Origin of the sequence: Saccharopolyspora antibiotica, from assembly GCF_047200635.1 — a bacterium.
Taxonomy (GTDB): Bacteria; Actinomycetota; Actinomycetes; order Mycobacteriales; family Pseudonocardiaceae; genus Saccharopolyspora_C.
This window is the reverse complement of sequence record NZ_JBJZOI010000001.1, coordinates 107,304-127,219: the sequence shown is the minus strand read 5'-3', so window position 1 is coordinate 127,219 and position 19,916 is coordinate 107,304. Positions and strand designations below refer to the sequence as shown.

Annotated in this window: 1 protein-coding gene (only partly in view); it reads right to left on the bottom strand. The window is 76.9% G+C overall.

Going from position 1 to position 19,916, the window contains the following annotated elements:
• Positions 1 to 19,916, bottom strand: the 5' portion of a protein-coding gene (locus tag ACL03H_RS00455) for a type I polyketide synthase (protein ID WP_412808989.1). The gene continues 7,822 nt to the left of window position 1, outside the view; the window shows 19,916 of its 27,738 coding nt (coding positions 1-19,916); it begins with the start codon at positions 19,914 to 19,916; the stop codon falls past the left edge of the window.

The window sequence follows — 19,916 nt, the reverse complement described above, 5'->3', positions numbered from 1 at the left end:
AGGCCGTGCCGCATCGCCAGCAACACCTTGATCACTCCGGCGACTCCGGCGGCGGCCTGGGCGTGGCCCAGGTTGGACTTGATCGCCCCGAGCCGCAGCGGCTCCTCCCGGTCCCGCCCGTAGGTCGCCAGCAGCGCCCCGGCCTCGATCGGGTCGCCCAGCGCGGTGCCGGTGCCGTGCGCCTCCACCAGGTCCACATCACCCGGGCCGAGGCCGGCGTCGGCCAACGCCTCCCGGATCACCCGCTGCTGGGAGGGCCCGTTCGGCGCGGTGAGCCCGTTGGAGGCGCCGTCGGAGTTGACCGCGCCGCCGCGCACCACGCCCTGCACCTCGTGGCCGTGGCGGACCGCGTCGGACAGCCGCTCCAGCACGAGCATCCCGACGCCCTCGGCCCAGGCGGTGCCGTCGGCTCCCGCGCCGAATGCCTTGCACCGACCGTCGGGGGCGAGGCCGCTCTGCGCGCTGAACTCGACGAAGGAGTCCGGCCCGGACATCACCGAGGCTCCCCCGGCCAGCGCCAGCGAGCACGCACCGGAGCGCAGCGCGCCCACGGCCCAGTGCAACGCGACCAGCGAGGCGGAGCAGGCGGTGTCCACGGTCACGGACTGACCCTCCAGCCCGAGCGCGTAGGAGATCCGCCCGGACAGCACGCTCGCGGTGTTGCCGGTGGCCACGTGGCCCCGCACGTCGGCGGCGACCCGGCGCAGCAGCTGCGGGTAGTCCTGGCCGTTGGTGCCGACGAAGACCCCGGTGGCGCTGCCCCGCAGCCCGTCCGGGTCGATCCCGGCGCGCTCCAGGGACTCCCAGGTGGTCTCCAGCAGCAGCCGCTGCTGCGGGTCCATCGCCAGCGCCTCGCGCGGCGAGATCCCGAAGAAACCGGCGTCGAAGTCGGCCACCCCGTCGAGGAAACCGCCCTGACGGGTGTCGGAGGTGGCGGCGAGGGCGTCGAGGTCCCAGCCCCGGTCGGCGGGGAACGGGCCGATCGCGTCGGCGCCCTCGGCCAGCAGCGCCCACAGGTCCTCGGGCGAGCGAACCCCGCCGGGGAACCGGCAGCCGATGCCGACCACGACGATCGGGTCCTCCGCCGGGGGCCGCGCGGCCGGGGCCGCCTCGGCGGAGGGCAGGTCGCCGCGCAGCTCCGCGAGCAGGAAATCTCGCAGGGCCAGCGGTGTCGGGTGGTCGTAGACGAGGGTCGAGGGCAACGTCAGGCCGGTGGCGGAGCCGAGCGCGTTGCGCAGTTCCACGGTGGTCAGCGAGTCGAAGCCGAGGTCCTGGAAGGCGCGCTCGGCGGCGATCGCACCCGGGTCGTCGTGGCCGAGCACGGCGGCCACCCGCTCCAGCACCACCTCCAGCACCCACCGCCCGCGCTCCGCTTCGGGCAGCGGTGCGAGCCGGGAGCGCAGTTCCGGTTCGGCCTCCGGGGCGGCGGGGGCGAGGGCGCGGACCTGCGGGAGCTCCCCGACCAGGCCGCGCGCGGCCGGGAACGCGGCGGTGAAGCGCGCCCAGTCGACGTCGGCGAGGGCGAGGGCGGTGTCCCGCTGCTCCAGCGCGCGCCGCAGCGCGGTGCGCGCCCGCTCGGGTGCCAGCGGGCGGAACCCGCCCCGGCGGACCCGGTCCTGGACCGAGGCGCCGTCGACGGCCATGCCCGCCTCGGCCCACGGGCCCCAGGCGATCGAGGTGGCCGGGAGCCCGGCGGCGCGGCGGGTCTCGGCGAGCGCGTCCAGGGCGGCGTTGGCGGCGGCGTAGTTGCCCTGCCCGGCGGCGCCGAAGGTGCCCGCGGTGGAGGAGAACAGCACGAACCCGTCCAGCTCGGTCCCGGCGGTGAGCTCGTCCAGGTGCCGGGCCGCGCTGACCTTGGAGCGCCAGACCCCGGTGAACCGCTCGGGGGTGAGCGCGTCGAGCACGCCGTCCTCGACGACTCCGGCGGTGTGCACGACGGTCCGCAGCGGCATCCCCGCGGGGACCTCGGCGAGCGCGGCGGCGAGCGCGGCGCGGTCGGCGACGTCGCAGGCGGTGATGGTCACCTCGGCGCCGGTGTCGAGGAGCTCGGCGCGCAGCAGCTCGGCTCCGGGAGCGTCCGGGCCCCGCCGGCTCAGCAGCAGCAGGTGCTCGGCCCCGGACGCGGCGAGCAGCCGGGCGGCGTGGGCGCCGAGGCCACCGGTGCCACCGGTGACGAGGGCGGTGCCGCTGGTGCGGAAGGTCCGCTCGTCCTCGGCGGCCACCGGCGCGGGAACCAGGCGGCGGGCGAAGATCCCGGTGGTCCGCAGCGCCACCTGGTCCTCGGTCCCGCCGAGCACGTCCGGCAGCCGGTCCAGCGCGTCGTCCCCGGCGGGCAGGTCGACGAGACCGCCCCACCGGGCGGGCTGTTCGAGCGCGAGCACGCGGCCCAGGCCCCACAGCGCGGCCTGCCCGGGATCGGCGGCGCCCTCACCGCGCCCGGCCGCGACTCCCCCGCGCGTGGCGATCCACAGCGGGGCGTCGATGGCCGCGTCGGCGAGCGCCTGCACGGCGGCGGTGGTGAGCAGCAGCCCGGCGGGCACCTCCGGGGCGTCCTCGTGCGCGGTGGAGTCCCAGGCCAGCAGCGAGAGCACTCCGGCGAATCCGGCGCCGTGCTCCGGGAATCCGGCGTCGGCGGCCTCGGCGCGCAGCCGCCAGGCGAGTTCGGCGCGGTCCGCGCGGTGCACCTCGACGCGCACCGCGTCCGGCCCCAGGACGGCGAGCACCGCGGCGGTGGGGTCCTCGTCGCAGCCCTGCGGGGTGAGCACCAACCACGGTCCGGCGGGCGCGGTGGCCCCGGCGCGCACCGGACGCCAGGCCGGGCGGTAGCGCCAGGAGTCGACGGTGGCGGAGTCGTGCCGCTTGCGGCGCCAGGCCGACAGCGCGGGCACCACGGCGGCCACGGTGTCCTCGTCGAGCTCCAGGGTGCGGCCGAGCGCGCCGGTGTCGGCGCGGTCCACCGCGGACCAGAACTCGGCGTCCACCGGATCGGCGTCCCGCTGCGCGGGGACCGGTTCCGGCCAGAAGCGGCGGTGCTGGAACGCGTAGGTGGGCAGGTCGATCCGGCGCGTTCCGGTGCCGGCGAACACGATCCGCCAGTCGACTGCGACGCCCGCGACGTGCATCCGGGCCAGGGCGGTGGTGATCGCCCCGGTCTCGTCCCGGTCCCGGCGCAGGGCGGGTTGCAGCAGCGTGTCCCCGGGCAGCACGTCCTGGGCGAGTCCGCAGAGCGCGCCGTCCGGCCCGAGTTCGAGGACGTTCCGCACGCCCGCCTCGGCGAGCGCCCGGACCGCGTCGGCGAAGCGGACCGCGCCGCGCGCGTGCGCCGCCCAGTGCTCGGCGCTGCCGAGCCGCTCGGCGGTGGCGGCTTCGCCGGTGAGCGTGGAGATCACGGGAATCGTCGGGGCGTGGCAGGTGAGGGAGTCCGCGACGGCCCGGAACTCGTCGAGCATCGGGTCCATCAGGGGCGAGTGGAAGGCGTGGCTCACGGCGAGCCGCTTGGTGCTGCGCCCGAGCCCGGCGAAGTGCTCGGCCACCGCCAGCGCCTCGTCCTCCGCACCGGAGATCACCACGGACTCCGGGCCGTTGATCGCGGCCAGCGAGACCCGCTCGGTCAGCAGCGGGACCACCTCGTCCTCGGCCGCCCGCAACGAGATCATCGCGCCGCCCTCCGGCAGCGCCTCCATCAGGCGACCGCGCGCGGCCACCAGCCTCGCGGCGTCCGGCAGGCTGAGCACTCCGGCGACGTGCGCGGCGCTGATCTCGCCGACGCTGTGCCCGACGACGTGATCAGGACGCAGCCCCCACGACTCGACGAGGCGGAACAGCGCGACCTCGATCGCGAACAGCGCGGGCTGGGTGCACCCGGTGCGGTCCAGCTCGGCGGCCTCAGCGCTGCCGGGTTCGGCGAACAGCACCTCCCGCAACGGCCGGTCCAGGTGCCCGTCGAGCTCCGCCAACACCGCGTCCAGCGCGTCAGCGAACACCGGGAAGCGCGCGTGCAGCTCGCGCCCGGCACCCGCCCGCTGGCTGCCCTGCCCGGAGAACAGGAACGCCGTGCGCCCCTCGCGCACCTCGCCCCGCACCACGTTCGCGGCGGGCAGGCCGTCGCGCAGCGCGCTGAGGCCGCGCTCCAGCTCCGCCGGGTCGGCGGCGAGCACGGCGGCCCGGTGCTCGAAGCGGCCGCGGCCGGTGGCCAGCGAGCGGGCCAGGTCGGCCAGCGCGGGCTCCGTCGCGGTCACGTGGGTCCGCAGCCGGTCGGCCTGGGCGCGCAGCGCGGCCTCGCTCCGGGCGGACAGCAGCACGGGCAGGACTCCCGGCTCCGGTTCCGGTTCGGGTTCCGGCTCCGGTTCGGGCGGTGCCTGCTCCAGGACGGTGTGCGCGTTGGTGCCGCTGAGCCCGAAGGAGGAGACCGCCGCGCGGCGCGGCCGGTCCACCCCGGGCCACGGCACCTGCTCCGTCGGCAGCGCGATCGAGCCGGATTCCCAGTCCACGTGCGAGGAGGGCTCGTCCACGTGCAGCGTGCGCGGGACGGTGCCGTGCCGCAGCGCCTGCACCACCTTGATCACCCCGGCGACCCCGGAGGCCATCTGGGCGTGTCCGATGTTGGACTTGATCGACCCCAGCAGCAGCGGGTGCTCCCGCTCCTGCCCGTAGGTCGCCAGCAGCGCCTGCGCCTCGATCGGGTCGCCCAGCGCGGTACCGGTGCCGTGTCCCTCGACGACGTCGATCTCGGCGGGGGCGAGCCCGGCGTCCGCCAGCGCGGCGCGGATCACCCGTTGCTGGGACGGGCCGTTCGGCGCGGTGAGCCCGTTGGAGGCCCCGTCCTGGTTGATCGCCGAACCCTTCACCACCGCCAGCACCGGGTGCCCGTTGCGCCGCGCGTCGGAGAGCCGCTCCACCAGCACCAGACCGACGCCCTCGGCGAGGCTCATCCCGTCCGCCGCGTCGGAGTACGCCTTGCAGCGCCCGTCGGCGGCCATCGCGCGCTGCCTGCTGAAGCCGATGAACGCGTTCGGCGTGGACATCACCGACACGCCTCCGGCGAGCGCGAGCGAGCTCTCGCCGCTGCGCAGCGAGCGGCAGGCCAGGTGCAGCGCCACCAGCGAGGACGAGCAGGCGGTGTCCAGCGTGACGGCCGGCCCCTCCAGCCCGAACAGGTAGGACAGCCGACCGGACAGGACGCTGGAGAGCGCCCCGGTGATCATGTGGCCCTCGGACCCCTCGGCGGCGGCCTGGTAGTCCTGGTAGCTCGCGCCGATGAACGCGCCGGTTCCGCTGCCGCGCAGCGAGGCCGGGTCGATGCCGGCGCGCTCGAACGCCTCCCAGGTGGTCTCCAGCAGCAGCCGCTGCTGCGGATCCATCGCCAGCGCCTCGCGCGGCGAGATCCCGAAGAACTCCGCGTCGAAATCGGCCACGTCGCGCAGGAACCCGCCGCGCGTGGAATAGGTCCGGCCCTGCCGGTCGGGGTCCGGGTCGTAGAGCCCCTCGGCGTCCCAGCCGCGATCGGCGGGGAACTCGGAGATCACGTCCGCGCCCCCGGTGACCAGCTCCCACAGCTGCTCCGGGGAGGTCACCCCGCCCGGATAGCGGCAGCTCATCGCGATGACGGCGATGGGCTCCTCGTCGGTGGGCCGCGCCTGGGCGGTTCCGGTGGCGGGGCCGGCGGAACCGGCGATCTCGGCGCGCAGGTGCTCGACGAGCGCCAGCGGGTTGGGGTGGTCGAAGACCATCGTGGTGGGCAGCGCCAACCCGGTCGCGGCCGCGATCCGGTTGCGCAGGTCCACGGCGGTGACCGAGTCGAAGCCGACGTCGCGGAACGCCCGCTGCTCGCCGAGCGCGGCCGAGGAGGTGTGCCCGAGCGCGGTCGCGGCCTCGGCGCGCACCAGATCCAGCAGGGCCCTGGTCTGCTCGGTCGCGGGCAGCGAGCGCACCCGCGCGGCGAACTCGCCCCCCGCACCGGACGCGGCGGGTTCGGCCTGCCGCCGGTCGAGTTCGCGCACCTCGGGGATCTCGGCGAACAGCGAGGTGGGCCGGGCCGCCGCGAACACCGGGTAGTAGCGCTCCCAGTCCACGTCGGCGATGGCCAGCGCGGTCTCGTCGTGGTCCAGCGCGCCGCGCAGCCCGGCCAGCGCCAGCTCGGGGGGCATGAACACGAGTCCGCTGCGGCGGATCGCGTCCGGGTCGACGCGGCCCAGCTTCTGGTCGTCCGCCCAGATCCCCCAGGAGATCGACGTGGCGGGTGCGCCGCGGGCGCGGCGGTGCTCGGCGAGCGCGGCGAGGTGGGCGTTGCCCGCGACGTAGGCGGCGTGCTGCCCGCTGCCCCACATGCCGGCGGTGGAGGAGAACAGCACGAAGGCGTCCAGCTCGGTGTCGTCGAGCAGCTCGTCGAGCAGTTCCGCGCCGCGCACCTTCGCCCGCAGCACCTCGGCCGCGGACTCCGGGGTGGCTTCGTCGAGGGACTGCAAGCCGATGAACGCGGCGGTGTGCAGCACGGTGCGCACCACGCGGCCCCGGGCGCGCAGCCCGTCGAGCAGGCCGCGCACCGAGTCGCGGTCGCCGAGGTCGCAGGCCAGGACCTCGGCGGTGGTGCCCAGCTCGGCGAGCTCCGCGACGAGCTCGGCCGCCCCGGGCGCGTCCGGGCCGCGCCTGCTGGTGAGCACCAGGTGCTCGGCGCCTCGCGCGGCGAGCCAGCGGGCCAGGTGCGGGGCGAGGGTGCCGGAGCCACCGGTGATCAGCGCGGTGCCGCGCGGCCGCCACTCGCGGGCGGGAGCGCGGTCGCCCGCGGGGGCGCGCACGACGCGGCGGGCGAACAGGCCGGAGGCGCGCAGCGCGAGCTGGTCCTCGCCGGTCGCGCCGGACAGCGCGACGGCCAGCCGCCGCCCGGCCCGCTCGTCGAGCGGGTCGGGGAGGTCGAGCGCACCGCCCCAGCGCGCCGGGTGCTCCAGCGCGGCCGTCCAGGCGAGGCCGTGGCTCTGCGCCTGCACCGGGTTCACGACCCGCTCGGTGCGGCCGGTGGCGACCGCGCCGCGGGTGAGCGCCCACAGCGGGGCGTCGATCCCGGCGTCGCCGAGGGCCTGGAGCAGGACGAGGCCCAGCGCGAGACCGAGCGCGAGCTCCGGGTGCGGCTCGACGGGCCGTTCGGCGAACGGCAGCAACGAGACCACGCCCGCGAGCTCCGGCGGCGCCTCGGCGGCGAGCCGTTCGGCGAGCTCGGCGCGGTCCAGGGAGGTCTCGTCGAGCGGGAGCCGGTGCACCTCGGCGCCGTGCGCGCTCAGCGCGGCGGCGACCTCGTCGGCGGGGCCCCGCGCGGCGGCGTCGCCGACGACCAGCCACGCACCGCTCAGCTCCGCCGCGCCCTCCGGCCGCAGCGGGCGCCACGCGACGCGGTAGCGCCAGGAGTCCACGGTGGACGCCTCGGTGCTGCCCCGGCGCCAGGACGACAGCGCGGGCAGCACGGCCGCCAGCGAGTCCTCGTCCACGTCGAGGCGGTCGGTGAGCGCCGCCAGGTCCTGCTGCTCCACGGCGGCCCAGAACCCGGCCTCGGCGGCCCCGGCCTCCCCCGCCGCCGGCTTCGGCGCGGCGGGCAGCGCCCACAGGTGCTCGTGCTGGAAGGCGTAGGTGGGCAGTTCGACCCGCCGCGCCCCCGTGCCGGCCAGCGCCGGGCCCCAGTCCACCCGCACACCGCGCGCGAACAGCTCCGCCGCCGAGAGCAGGAAGCGGTCCAGCCCGCCGTGGTCGCGGCGCAGCGTGCCGCCCGCGAGCGCGGCGGCTCCGGTCTGCTCGGCGATCTCCTGCACCGCCGGGGTGAGCACCGGGTGCGGGCTGATCTCGACGAACACCCCGAACCGCTGCTCGGCGAGCGCGCGCACGGCGGGGTCGAAGCCCACGGTGCGGCGCAGGTTCCGGTACCAGTAGGCCGCGTCCATCCCGGTGGTGTCGAGCCAGTCCCCGGTGACGGTGGAGAAGAACGGCACCTCGGCGGCGACCGGGCGCACCGGAGCGAGCACGTCGAGCAGTTCGGCTTCCAGGGCTTCGACGTGCGTGGAGTGCGAGGCGTAGTCCACCGCGATGCGGCGAGCCCGTACGTCCGCACCGGTCAACCGGGCGTGCAGCTCGTCCAGGGCGGCCGGATCGCCGGAGACCACGACCGAGCGCGGCCCGTTCACGGCGGCGACGGAAACCCCCTCGTCCAGCAGCGGGGCGACCTCGGCGACGGGCAGCGCGATCGACAGCATCCCGCCCGCCCCGGCGAGGCCGCGCGCGATGGCCTGGCTGCGCAGCGCCACCACCCGGGCCGCGTCCGGCAGGGACAGGGCGCCGGAGACGCAGGCGGCGGCGATCTCGCCCTGGGAGTGGCCGAGGACGGCGTCCGGGTGCACGCCGTGGTGCCGCCAGAGCGCGGCCAGCGAGACCATCACCGCGAACGAGGCGGGTTGCACCACGTCGACCCGCTCCAGCGAGGGCGCGCCCTCGGCGCCGCGCAGCACGTCCGCGAGCGACCAGTCGACGAACGGGGCCAGCGCGGCGGCGCACTCCGCGACGCGGGCCGCGAACACCGGGGACTCGTCGAGCAGCCGGGCCCCCATCCCGGCCCACTGCGCGCCTTGGCCGGGGAACACGAACGCGGTGCCGCCCGCCGCGTCCGCCTCGCCGTGCACGACTCCGGGGGCCGGGCGGCCCGCGGCGAACTCGGCGAGCGCGGCGCGCAGCTCCCCGGGTCCGGATCCGACGAGCACCGCGCGGTGCTCGAAGCGGGCACGGGTGGTCAGCAGCGAATGCGCCACGTCGGCGGGCCGCAGCCCGCTCACCGCCTCGGCGAGCCGGGCGGCCTGGGCGCGCAGCGCCGGTTCGCCGCGCGCGGACAGCACCCACGGCAGCGCCGGAGCGGGCGCGCTCTCGACGACCGCCGTTCCGGGGTCGGCCGGTTCGGGCCAGGCGGATTCGGGGGCTTGCTCCAGCACGAGGTGCACGTTGGTGCCGCTGATGCCGAAGGAGGAGACCCCGGCGCGGCGCGGGCCGCCGGTCTCGGGCCACCCGGTGCTCTCCCGCAGCAGCGAGACCGCGCCCGCGGACCAGTCGACGTGGGTGGAGGGCCGCTCGGCGTGCAGGGTGCGGGGCAGCTGCCCGTGCCGCATCGCCAGCACCATCTTGATCACGCCGGCCACTCCGGAGGCGGACTGGGTGTGCCCCAGGTTCGACTTCACCGAGCCGAGCAGCAGCGGGCCGGACGCGGCGCGGTCGCGGCCGTAGGTGTTCTGCAGCGCCTGCGCCTCGATCGGATCGCCGAGCGCCGTTCCGGTCCCGTGCGCCTCGACCGCCTGGACGTCCGATGTGGACAGACCGGCGTTGGCCAGCGCCTGCTGGATGACGCGCTGCTGCGAAGGGCCGTTGGGGGCGCTGAGCCCGTTCGAGGCGCCGTCCTGGTTCACCGCGCTGCCGCGCACCACCGCCAGCACCGGGTGCCCGTTCCGGCGGGCGTCGGAGAGCCGCTCCACGAGCAGCAGCCCGACGCCCTCGGACAGCGTCATGCCGTCGGCGGCGTCGGAGAACGCCTTGCAGCGCCCGTCGCGGGCCAGCGCGCGCTGGCGGCTGAACGCGATGAACGCCGCCGGATCCGCCATCACGGTGGCGCCCCCGGCCAGCGCGAGGTCGCTCTCCCCGCCGCGCAGCGACTGGCAGGCCAGGTGCAGCGCCACCAGCGAGGACGAGCAGGCGGTGTCCACGGTGACCGCAGGGCCCTCCAGGCCGAACAGGTAGGACAACCGCCCGGACAGCACGCTCGGGCTGGTGCCGGTGACGGCGTGGCCCTCGGAGCCGTCGGCGGAACCGGTGCCGTAGTCCTGGAAGCTGGACCCGACGTAGGTCCCGGTGCGGCTGCCGTGCAGCGCGCCCGGGTCGATCCCGGCCCGTTCGAACGCCTCCCAGGCGGTTTCCAGCAGCAGCCGCTGCTGCGGATCCATCGCCAGCGCCTCGCGCGGCGAGATCCCGAAGAACGCCGGGTCGAACCGCCCCGCGTCGTGCAGGAACCCGCCCTGCGTGGAGTAGGTGGTCCCGGCGCGGTCCGGGTCCGGGTCGTAGATCCGGTCGGCGTCCCAGCCCCGGTCGACCGGGAACTCGGAGATCGCGTCCACGCCCTCGGCGATCAGGTCCCAGAACCGCTCGGGGGTGTCGGCACCACCGGGGAACCGGCAGGCCATCCCCACGATCGCGATCGGCTCGGCGGCGTCCCCGGACTCGGACCGGGCCTCGACACCGGCCCCGGCGCCGAGCAGTTCGGCCCGCAGGTGCGCGGCGAGCGCCTGGGCGCTGGGGTGGTCGAACGCCAGCGTGCTGGGCAGCGCCAGGCCGGTGGCGCGGGAGATCCGCTGCCGCAGCTCCACGGCGGTGAGCGAGTCGAAGCCGATGTCGCGGAACGCGCGCCGCTGCGGGACGGACTCCGCCCCCGAGTGCCCGAGCACGGCGGCCGCCTCGGCGCGCACCAGCTCCAGCAGCACCGCCAGCTGCTCCTCCTCCCCCAGCCCGCGCAACCGCCCGGCGAGCTCGCCGCCGGATTCCGGGGTGGCGCGGTCGAGTTCGCGGACCTCGGGCAGCTCGGACAGCAGCGGGCTGGGCCGGGCGGCGGTGAACACCGGGTGGTAGCGCTGCCAGTCCACGTCGACCACGGTCACCGCCGCGTCCGGGCCGGTGGCGGCGCGGTGGAGCTCGGCGAGCGCGGCGGCGGGCGCCAGCGGGCGCAGCCCGGTGCGCCGCAGGTCCTCGGCCACGGCCTCGTCGGCGGCCATCCCGGCTCCCGCCCACGGTCCCCAGGCGACGGCGGTGGCGGTGCGGCCGCGGGCCCTGCGGTGCTCGGCGAGGGCGTCCAACCGGGCGTTGGCGGCGGCGTAGGCGCTCTGCCCGCCGCTGCCCCAGACCCCGGCGATGGAGGACAGCAGCACGAAGAAGTCGAGGTCGGTCTCGGCCAGCAGCTCGTCCAGGTGGACGGCCCCGGCGACCTTGGCGGTGAGCACCTCGGCGAACTCGGGCAGCGGGGTGTCGCGCAGCGCGGCGGCCTGCCCGGTGCCCGCCGCGTGCACCACGCCGCTCAGCTCCGCGCCGATCTCCGCGAGCAGCACGGCCAGCGCGTCCCGGTCGGCCACGTCGCAGGCCGCGAGGTGCACCTGCGCGCCGAGCGCGCGGAGCTGATCGGCGAGGTCCGCGGCGCCCGGGGCGTCGGGGCCGCGACGGCTGGTGAGCACCAGCCGGGGCGCTCCGGCCTCGGCGAGAGCTCGGGCGATCTCGGCGCCGAGCGCGCCGGTGCCGCCGGTGATGAGCACGGTCCCGTCCGGGGTGAGCCCGCGGGCACGCCCGCTTCCCGGGTGGCGCAGCAGCCTGCGCCCGGAGATCCCCGCGGCGCGCACCGCGAGCTGGTCCTCGCCGTCGAGGCCGCCGAGCGCGCAGGCCAGCCGCGCCGCTGCCCGCCGGTCCAGCTCGGCGGGCAGGTCCACGAGCCCGCCCCAGCGGTGCGGGTGCTCCAGCGCGAGGACCCGTCCGAGACCCCAGGTGGCGGCTTGGGCGGGGTGGCCGAGGGGATCGTCCGCGCCGGTGGAGACGGCCTGCCGCGTGATCATCCACAGCGGAGCGTCCAGCGCCGCGTCGTCGAGGGCCTGCGCGAGGACGGCGTTGAGCGCGAGCCCGGTGCTCAGGGCGGCACCGAGCGGGTGCGGCCGCTCGTCGGCGGCCAGCAGCGAGAGCACCCCGGCGGGTGCCTCGATGCCGCCGAGCCGCGCGGCCACCGAGCCGCGGTCGTCCTCGACGTCGAGCAGCAGCTCGACGACCCGTCCGCCGTGCGCGCGCACGGCGTCGGCCACCTCGCCGGTGCCGGTCTCCGCGGTGCCCACCAGCAACCAGCAGCCGTCGAGCACGGCCGGGGCGGGCGTGCTCAGCGGCCGCCAGTCCACCCGGTAGCGCCAGGAGTCCAGCAGCGCCTGCTCCTGCCTGCCCTGCCGCCAGGACGCCAGCGCGGGCAGCAGCGCGTACAGCGAGGCGTGCTGGGAATCCTCCAGGCCGAGCAGCTCCGCCAGCTCCTCGCCTGCCCCGCGCTCCACCGCCGCCCACAACCGCTCGTCGGCGGGATCTCCCGGCTGGTTCGCCGCGACCGGTTCGGGCCAGTAGCGCTCGTGCTGGAAGGCGTAGGTGGGCAGCGGCACCCGCCGGGCCCGCGCCCCCGGCCAGGTCAGCGACACCGGCACCCCGCGCACGTGCAGCCGCGCCAGGGCGGTCAGCAGCGCGGTCCGCTCCGGCTGGTCGGCGCGCAGGGCGGGCACCGCCTCGGCCTCGGTGCCGAGAACGTCCGGGACGAGCGCGCTGAGCACCCCGTCCGGCCCGAGCTCCAGGAAGGTGCGGGCCCCCGCCTCGGCGGCGGCGCGCAACCCGTCGGCGAACCGGACGGTGGCGCGAACGTGCGCCACCCAGTGCTCGGGCGTGCGCACCTCGTCCCCGGCGAGGGCACCGGTCGCGTTGGACACCAGCGGGATCGCCGGGGCGTGGTAGGTCAGGGACTCCGCGACGGCGCGGAACTCGGCGAGCATCGGCTCCACCAGCGGCGAGTGGAAGGCGTGGCTCACCGGCAGCCGCCGGGTCCGGCGGTCGGCGAAGCGCTCGGCCAGCGCGGTGACCTCCGCCTCGTCCCCGGAGAGCACCACCGAGCCGGGCGCGTTCACGGCGGCGATCGAGACCCGTTCGGTGAGCAGCGGGGCGACCTCGTCCTCGGCCGCCTGCACGGCGATCATGGCGCCGCCCTCGGGCAGCGCCTCCATCAGCCGGGCGCGGGCGGTGACCAGCTTCGCGGCGTCCGGCAGCGACAGCACTCCGGCGACGTGCGCGGCCACCAGCTCGCCGAGGGAGTGCCCGGCCAGCTGCGCGGGAACGACGCCGTGCGCCTCGACCAGCCGGTAGAGGGCGACCTCCAGCGCGAACAGCGCGGGCTGGGCGTAGCCGGTGCGCTCCAGCAGCGCCGCGTCGGGCCCGCCGGGCTCGGCGAAGATCAGCTCGCGCAGCGGGCGGTCCAGTTCGGCGTCGAGGTGCGCCAGCACCTCGTCCAGCGCGGCGGCGAAGGCGGGGTGGGCGCGGTGCAGCTCGGCGCCCATGCCGGGGCGCTGGCTGCCCTGACCGGTGAACAGCACCGCGAGCCGGCCCGCGGTCCCGGCCTCGCCCTCGACGACGGCCGCGTCGGGGCGGCCGGCGGCCAGCGCGCGCACCGAGTCCAGCAGCGCCTCGCGGCCGGTGCCGACCACGGCGGCGCGCTGCTCGAACGAGGTGCGGGTGGTGGCCAGCGAGTGCGCCACGTCGGCCGGGTCGAGTTCCGGGGCGGCGTCCAGGGCGGAAGCGAGCCGGGCGGCCTGGGAGCGCAGCGCGGCGCGGCTGCGGCCGGACAGCGGCCACACGACGGGCTCGGCGGAACGCGCGGGCGGTGCGTCCTCGTCGGCTTCGGGCTGCTCCAGCACGAGGTGGGCGTTGGTCCCGCTGATGCCGAAGGAGGAGATCCCGGCGCGGCGGGGTCGCCCGGTCCGGGGCCAGGCGGTCGCGGAGGTCAGCAGCGCGACGGAGCCGGATTCCCAGTCCACGTGCCCGGAAGGGGTCTCGGCGTGCAGGGTGCGGGGCAGCTCGCCGTGCCGCATCGCCAGCACCATCTTGATCACACCCGCGACACCCGCCGCCGCTTGCGTGTGCCCCAGGTTCGACTTCACCGAACCCAGCAGCAGCGGGTGCTCCCGACCCTGACCGTAGGTCGCCAGCAACGCCTGCGCCTCGATCGGATCGCCCAGCGAAGTCCCGGTCCCGTGCGCCTCGACGGCATCCACCTCCGAGGCGGACACGTCCGCGGCGGCCAACGCCTGCCGGATCACCCGCTGCTGCGCGGGGCCGTTCGGCGCGGTGAGCCCGTTCGAGGCGCCGTCCTGGTTGACGGCGGACCCCCGCACCACGGCGAGCACCTCGTGCCCGTTCCGGCGCGCGTCGGAGAGCCGTTCGAGCACCAGCACCCCGACGCCCTCGGCCCAGCCGACGCCGTCGGCGGAATCGGCGAACGCCTTGCACCGCCCGTCCGGGGACAGCCCGCGCTGCCGGGAGAACTCGATCAGCGCCGTCGGCGTGGACATCACGGTCACGCCCCCGGCCAGCGCCAGCGAGCACTCGCCCGCGCGCAGCGCCTGCATCGCCCAGTGCATCGCGACCAGCGAGGAGGAGCAGGCGGTGTCGACCGTGACGGCGGGGCCTTCCAGCCCCATCGCGTAGGACACCCGTCCGGAGGCGATGCTCGGCGCGGTGCCGCTGCCCCGGTGGCCCTCGAATTCTCCGCCCGCGAGGACGGTGCCGTAGTCGTTGTACATCACCCCGGCGAACACGCCGGTGCGGCTGCCGCGCAGCGCGGCCGGGTCGATCCCGGCGCTTTCCACGGCCTCCCAGGAGGACTCCAGGAGCAGCCGCTGCTGCGGATCGGTGGCCAGCGCCTCGCGCGGGCTCATCCCGAAGAACGCCGGGTCGAATTCGGCCGCGTCGTGCAGGAATCCGCCGGAGCGCGCGTAGGAGGTGCCCGGGTGGTCCGGGTCCGGGTCGTGGAGCGCGTCGAGGTCCCAGCCCCGGTTCGCGGGAAGACCGGTGATCGCGTCCACACCCTCGGAGACGAGCCGCCACAGATCCTCGGGCGAGGCGACCCCGCCCGGGTAGCGGCAGGCCATGCCGACGATGGCGATCGGATCGCCGGAGACGGCGACGCCGGTCGCGTCGTCGGCCGGGGCGTCCGCCCCGACCAGCTCGTCCCGCACGTGCGCGGCCAGCGCGCGCACCGTCGGGTGGTCGAACACCGCGGTCGCGGACAGCCGCAGGCCGGTGGCGGTGCTCAGCCGGTTGCGCAGCTCCACGGCGGTCAGCGAGTCGAAGCCGAGGTCCTGGAAGGCGCGCTCCGGGTCGACGTCCTCGGACCGGGCGTGGCCGAGCACGGCCGCGACCCGGCCGCGCACCAGATCCAGCACCGCTTCGGTGCGCTCGGTCGCGCCGAGCCCGGACAGCCGCTGGGCCAGCCCGGATTCCGCGCCGTCGCTCGCGGTGCGCCGCGCCGGGCCGCGGACCAGGCCGCGCAGGGCGGCGGGGATCTCACCGCGCGAGCGCAGCGCGGGCAGGTCGAGCCGCACCGGCACCAGCACGGCCTCACCGGCGCCGAGGGCCGCGTCGAACAGCGCCGTCCCCTGCTCCGGTTCCAGCGGCGGGGTGCCCGCGTCGGCCAGCCCGCGCAGGGCGGATCCGGTGAGCGCACCGGTCATCCCGGCCGCGGCCCACGGTCCCCAGGCCAGCGAGAGCGCGGGGAGCCCGGCAGCGCGGCGCCGCGCGGCGAGGGCGTCGAGGAAGGCGTTCCCGGCCGCGTAGTTCGCCTGCCCGGCGGCGCCGAGCGTCCCGGCCAGCGAGGAGAACGTGACGAAGGCGGCCAGGTCGAGCTCGCGGGTGAGCTCGTGCAGGTTCCAGGCGGCATCGACCTTCGGCCGCAGCACGGCGGCGGTCCGCTCCTGGGTGAGCGAACCCAGCACGCCGTCGTCGAGCACCCCGGCGGTGTGCAGCACGGCGGTCAGCGGGTGCTCGGCGGGGAGCTCGCCCAGCAGCGCGGCCAGCTCCGCCCGGTCGGCCGCGTCGCAGGCCGCGACCGCGACCTCCGCGCCCTGCTCCGCCAGGTCCGCGACGAGCTCGTCGACGCCCTCGGCCTCGGGGCCGCGGCGGCTGCTCAGCAGCAGGTGCCGCACGCCGTGGCGGGCGACGAGGTGGCGGGCGAACAGCGCGCCGAGCCCGCTGGTGCCGCCGGTGATGAGCACCGTCCCCTCGGGATCCCAGCCCCGGGGCGCGGGTTCCGGCGCGCTCGCGCGGGCGAGCCGGGCGGCGCGCACCTGCCCGTCCGCGATGGACAGGTGGGGTTCCCCGGTGAGGCCGAGGGCGTTCCCGATCAGCTCGGCGGGCGCGTCCGCGTCGAGGTCGAGCAGGCCGAACCGGCCCGGGTGCTCGGTCTGCGCGGAGCGGATCAGGCCCCGGACCGCACCGGTGGCGAGGTCGTCACCGCGTCCGGTGAAGACCAGCCGGGCGTCGGCGAGGCGGTCCTCGGCGACCCAGTCCTGGGCGAGCTCCAGCGCCCGCGCGACGGCCGCGTGCACCCCGGTCGGGTCGGCCGCCCCGGGCACGGGGACGAGCACGACGCCGGTGCCGTCGGGGACCTCGTCGAACCCGGCCACCCGAGGCGCGTCGAGCGGGAGCTCCGACGCGCCCAGCACGGTGATCGCGGGTGCCGGGCCCCGGGCCGCGACCGGCGTCCACTCCGGGCGGAACAGCGCGTCCCGCGCCGGTGCGGAGCGGACGTCGAGCGGGCGCAGCACCAGCGCCTCCACCGAGGCCACCGGCGCGCCGGTCCGGTCGGCGAGCCGCACCTCCAGCGCGTCCGAACCGGTGCGGGTCAGCCGCACCCGGGCGTGCGCGGCACCGGTCGCGTGCAGCGCGACGCCCTCCCAGGAGAACGGCAGCACCGCGCCCCCGGTCCCGCCGAGCCCGGCGGCCGCGGCAGCGTGCAGCGCCGCGTCCAGCAGCGCCGGGTGCACGCCGAACGCGCCCGCCTCGGCAGCCGCCCGCTCGGGCAGCTCCACCTCGGCGAACACCTCGTCCTCGCGGCGCCAGGCCGCGCGCAGGCCCCGGAAGGCGGGGCCGTAGTCGAGCCCGCTCGCGGCCAGCCGCTCGTAGCACCCGTCCAGGTCCACCGGCCGCGCCCCGGCGGGCGGCCACTGCGCGCCGAAGCCCTCGGGCTCGGCCCGGCCGGAGGTGGTGAGCACGCCGGTGGCGTGCCGGGTCCAGGGCTGCTCCCCGACGTCATCGGGCCGGGAGTACAGGCTCAGCTCGCGCCGTCCCGCGTCGTCCGGACCGCCGAGCCACACCTGCACCTGCGCGGCGCCCCGCTCGGGAAGCGCCAGCGGGGCGGCCAGCGTCAGCTCCTCGACCCGGTCGCACCCCGCCTCGTCCCCGGCGCGCAGCGCGAGCTCGACGAGAGCGGCGCCGGGCACGATCACCGCACCGCCCACCACGTGCTCGGCCAACCACGGGTGCGTGCTCGCCGAGAGCCTGCCGGTGAGCAGCACGCCGTCCGAGTTCGCCAGTGACACCGCCGCCGCCAGCAGCGGGTGGTGCGCCGCACCGAGCCCGGCCGCGCGCACGTCCCCGTCCGGGCGGCCCTTCGGCCAGAACCGGCGGCGCTGGAAGGCGTAGGTGGGCAGGTCCAGCCGGCGCGCACCGGTGGCGGCGAAGAACTCGGCCCAGTCCGGGCCACCGCCGCGCACGTGCAGGTCGGCCAGCGCGCCGGTGAGCGCGGCGAGCTCGGGGCGGTCCGCGCGCAGCAGCGGCGCGATCACCGCTTCCGGGCGCTGCTCGGCGAGGTTCGCCGGCACCATCGGGCTGAGCACCCCGTCCGGGCCGAGCTCCGCGAAGGACCGCACGCCGTGCTCGTCCAGCCAGCGCACGGCCTCGCCGAAGCGGACGGTGCCGCGCGCGTGCTCCACCCAGTGCTCGGCCGAGGCGAGTTCCCCCGCGCCGGCGGGCCGCCCGGTGCGGGTGGAGATCACGGGCAGCAGGGGTTCGCGCGGGGAGAGCCCGGCCACGACCGCTCGGAACTCCGCCAGCATCGGTTCGACCAGCGGGGAGTGGAAGGCGTGGCTCACGGCGAGCCGCTTGGTGCGGCGCCCGAGCCCGGCGAAGTGCTCGGCCACGGCCAGCGCCTCGTCCTCCGCGCCAGAGACGACAACGGACTCCGGGCCGTTCACCGCCGCCAGCGAGACCCGCTCGGTCAGCAGCGGGACCACCTCGTCCTCGGCCGCCCGCAACGAGATCATCGCGCCGCCGCGCGGCAGCGCCTGCATCAGCCTGCCCCGCGCGCACACCAGCGCGCAGGCGTCCGCGAGGTCGAAGACCCCGGCGACGTGCGCGGCGCTGATCTCGCCGACGCTGTGCCCGACGACGTGATCAGGACGCAGTCCCCACGACTCGACGAGGCGGAACAGCGCGACCTCGATCGCGAACAGCGCGGGCTGGGCGTACCCGGTCTCGTCGAGCAGCTCCGCCGCCGCGCTGCCGGATTCGGCGAACAGCACCTCCCGCAACGGCCGGTCCAGGTGCCCGTCGAGCTCCGCCAACACCTCGTCCAGCGCGTCGGCGAACACCGGGAAGCGCGCGTGCAGCTCGCGCCCGGCACCGGGCCGCTGCGCGCCCTGGCCGGTGAACAGGAACGCCAGGCCGCCGGCCCGCGCGGTGCCCCGGGCCAGACCGGGGTGGTCGGTGTCCTCGGCGAGCGCGGCCAGCCCGGAGCGCAGCTCCGCGCGGTCGGCGGCGGTGACCACCGCCCGGTGCTCCAGGTCCGCGCGGGCCGCGGCGGAACGGGCCACCTCCAGCGCGGTGCACTCGGCGGAGTCCAGGAAGGCCAGCAGCCGGGTGGCCTGCGCGCGCAGCGCGGCACCGGTCTTCGCCGACAGCACCACCGGGGCCGGCCCGCGGTGCTCGACCGGCTCGGACGCCTGCTCGGTTCCGGGTGCCTGCTCGATGATCGCGTGCGCGTTGGTGCCGCTGATGCCGAAGGAGGAGATCCCGGCGCGGCGCGGCCGGTCGGGCTCGGGCCAGGGCGCGGCTTCGGTGAGCAGCCGGACCGCACCGGACTCCCAGTCCACGTGCGACGAGGGCCGGTCGACGTGCAGGGTGCGGGGCAGCTCCCCGTGCCGCATCGCCAGCACCATCTTGATCACACCCGCGACACCCGCCGCCGCCTGCGTGTGCCCCAGGTTCGACTTCACCGAACCCAGCAGCAGCGGGTGCTCCCGATCCTGCCCATACGTCGCCAGCAGCGCCTGCGCCTCCACCGGATCGCCGAGCACGGTCCCGGTGCCGTGCGCCTCCACCGCGTCCACTTCGGACGCCGCGAGTCGCGCGCTCACCAGCGCCTGCTGGATGACGCGCTGCTGCGATGGCCCGTTCGGGGCCGTGAGCCCGTTCGAGGCGCCGTCCTGGTTCACCGCGCTCCCGCGCACCACGGCCAGCACCTCGTGCCCGCGCCGCCGGGCATCGGACAGCCGCTCCAGCACGAGCACGCCGACGCCCTCGCCCCAGCCGGTGCCCGAGGCCGCGTCGGCGAACGAGCGGCAGCGCCCGTCCGCGGCGAGCCCGCCCTGCCGGGAGAACTCCAGGAACGTGGCCGGGCCGGACATCACCGTGACACCGCCGGCCAGCGCCAGCGAGCACTCCCCCGCGCGCAGCGAGTGCGCTGCCAGGTGCAGCGCCACCAGGGACGAGGAGCACGCCGTGTCCACGGTGACCGCGGGCCCCACCGCGCCGAACGTGTAGGCCAGGCGCCCGGAGAGCACGCTGCCGCTGTTGCCGGTGAGCCGGAAGCCGTCCACGTCGTCGTCCGGGCCGGGCCGGTAGTCCTGGGCCATCGCGCCCATGAAGACTCCGGTGCGGCTGCCCCGGATCGAGCCCGGATCCACCCCGGCGCGCTCGAACGCCTCCCAGGTGGTCTCCAGCAGCAGCCGCTGCTGCGGATCCATCGCCAGCGCCTCGCGCGGCGAGATCCCGAAGAAGTCCGCGTCGAACTCCGCGGCCTCGTGCAGGAATCCGCCCGAGCGGGTGGCGGTGTCGAGCTCGTCGAGCTCCCAGCCCCGGTCGGCGGGGAATCCGGTGATGCCGTCGCGGCCTTCCGCGAGCATCCGCCACAGGTCCTCCGGACCGGTGATCCCGCCCGGGTAGCGGCAGCTCATGCCGACGATGGCGATGGGTTCGCGGGCCGCGTCCTCCAGTTCCTGAACGCGGGCCCGGGAGCGCTTGAGGTCGGCGCTCGCCCGCTTCAGGTAGTCCCGGAGCTTCTGTTCGTTGTCCAT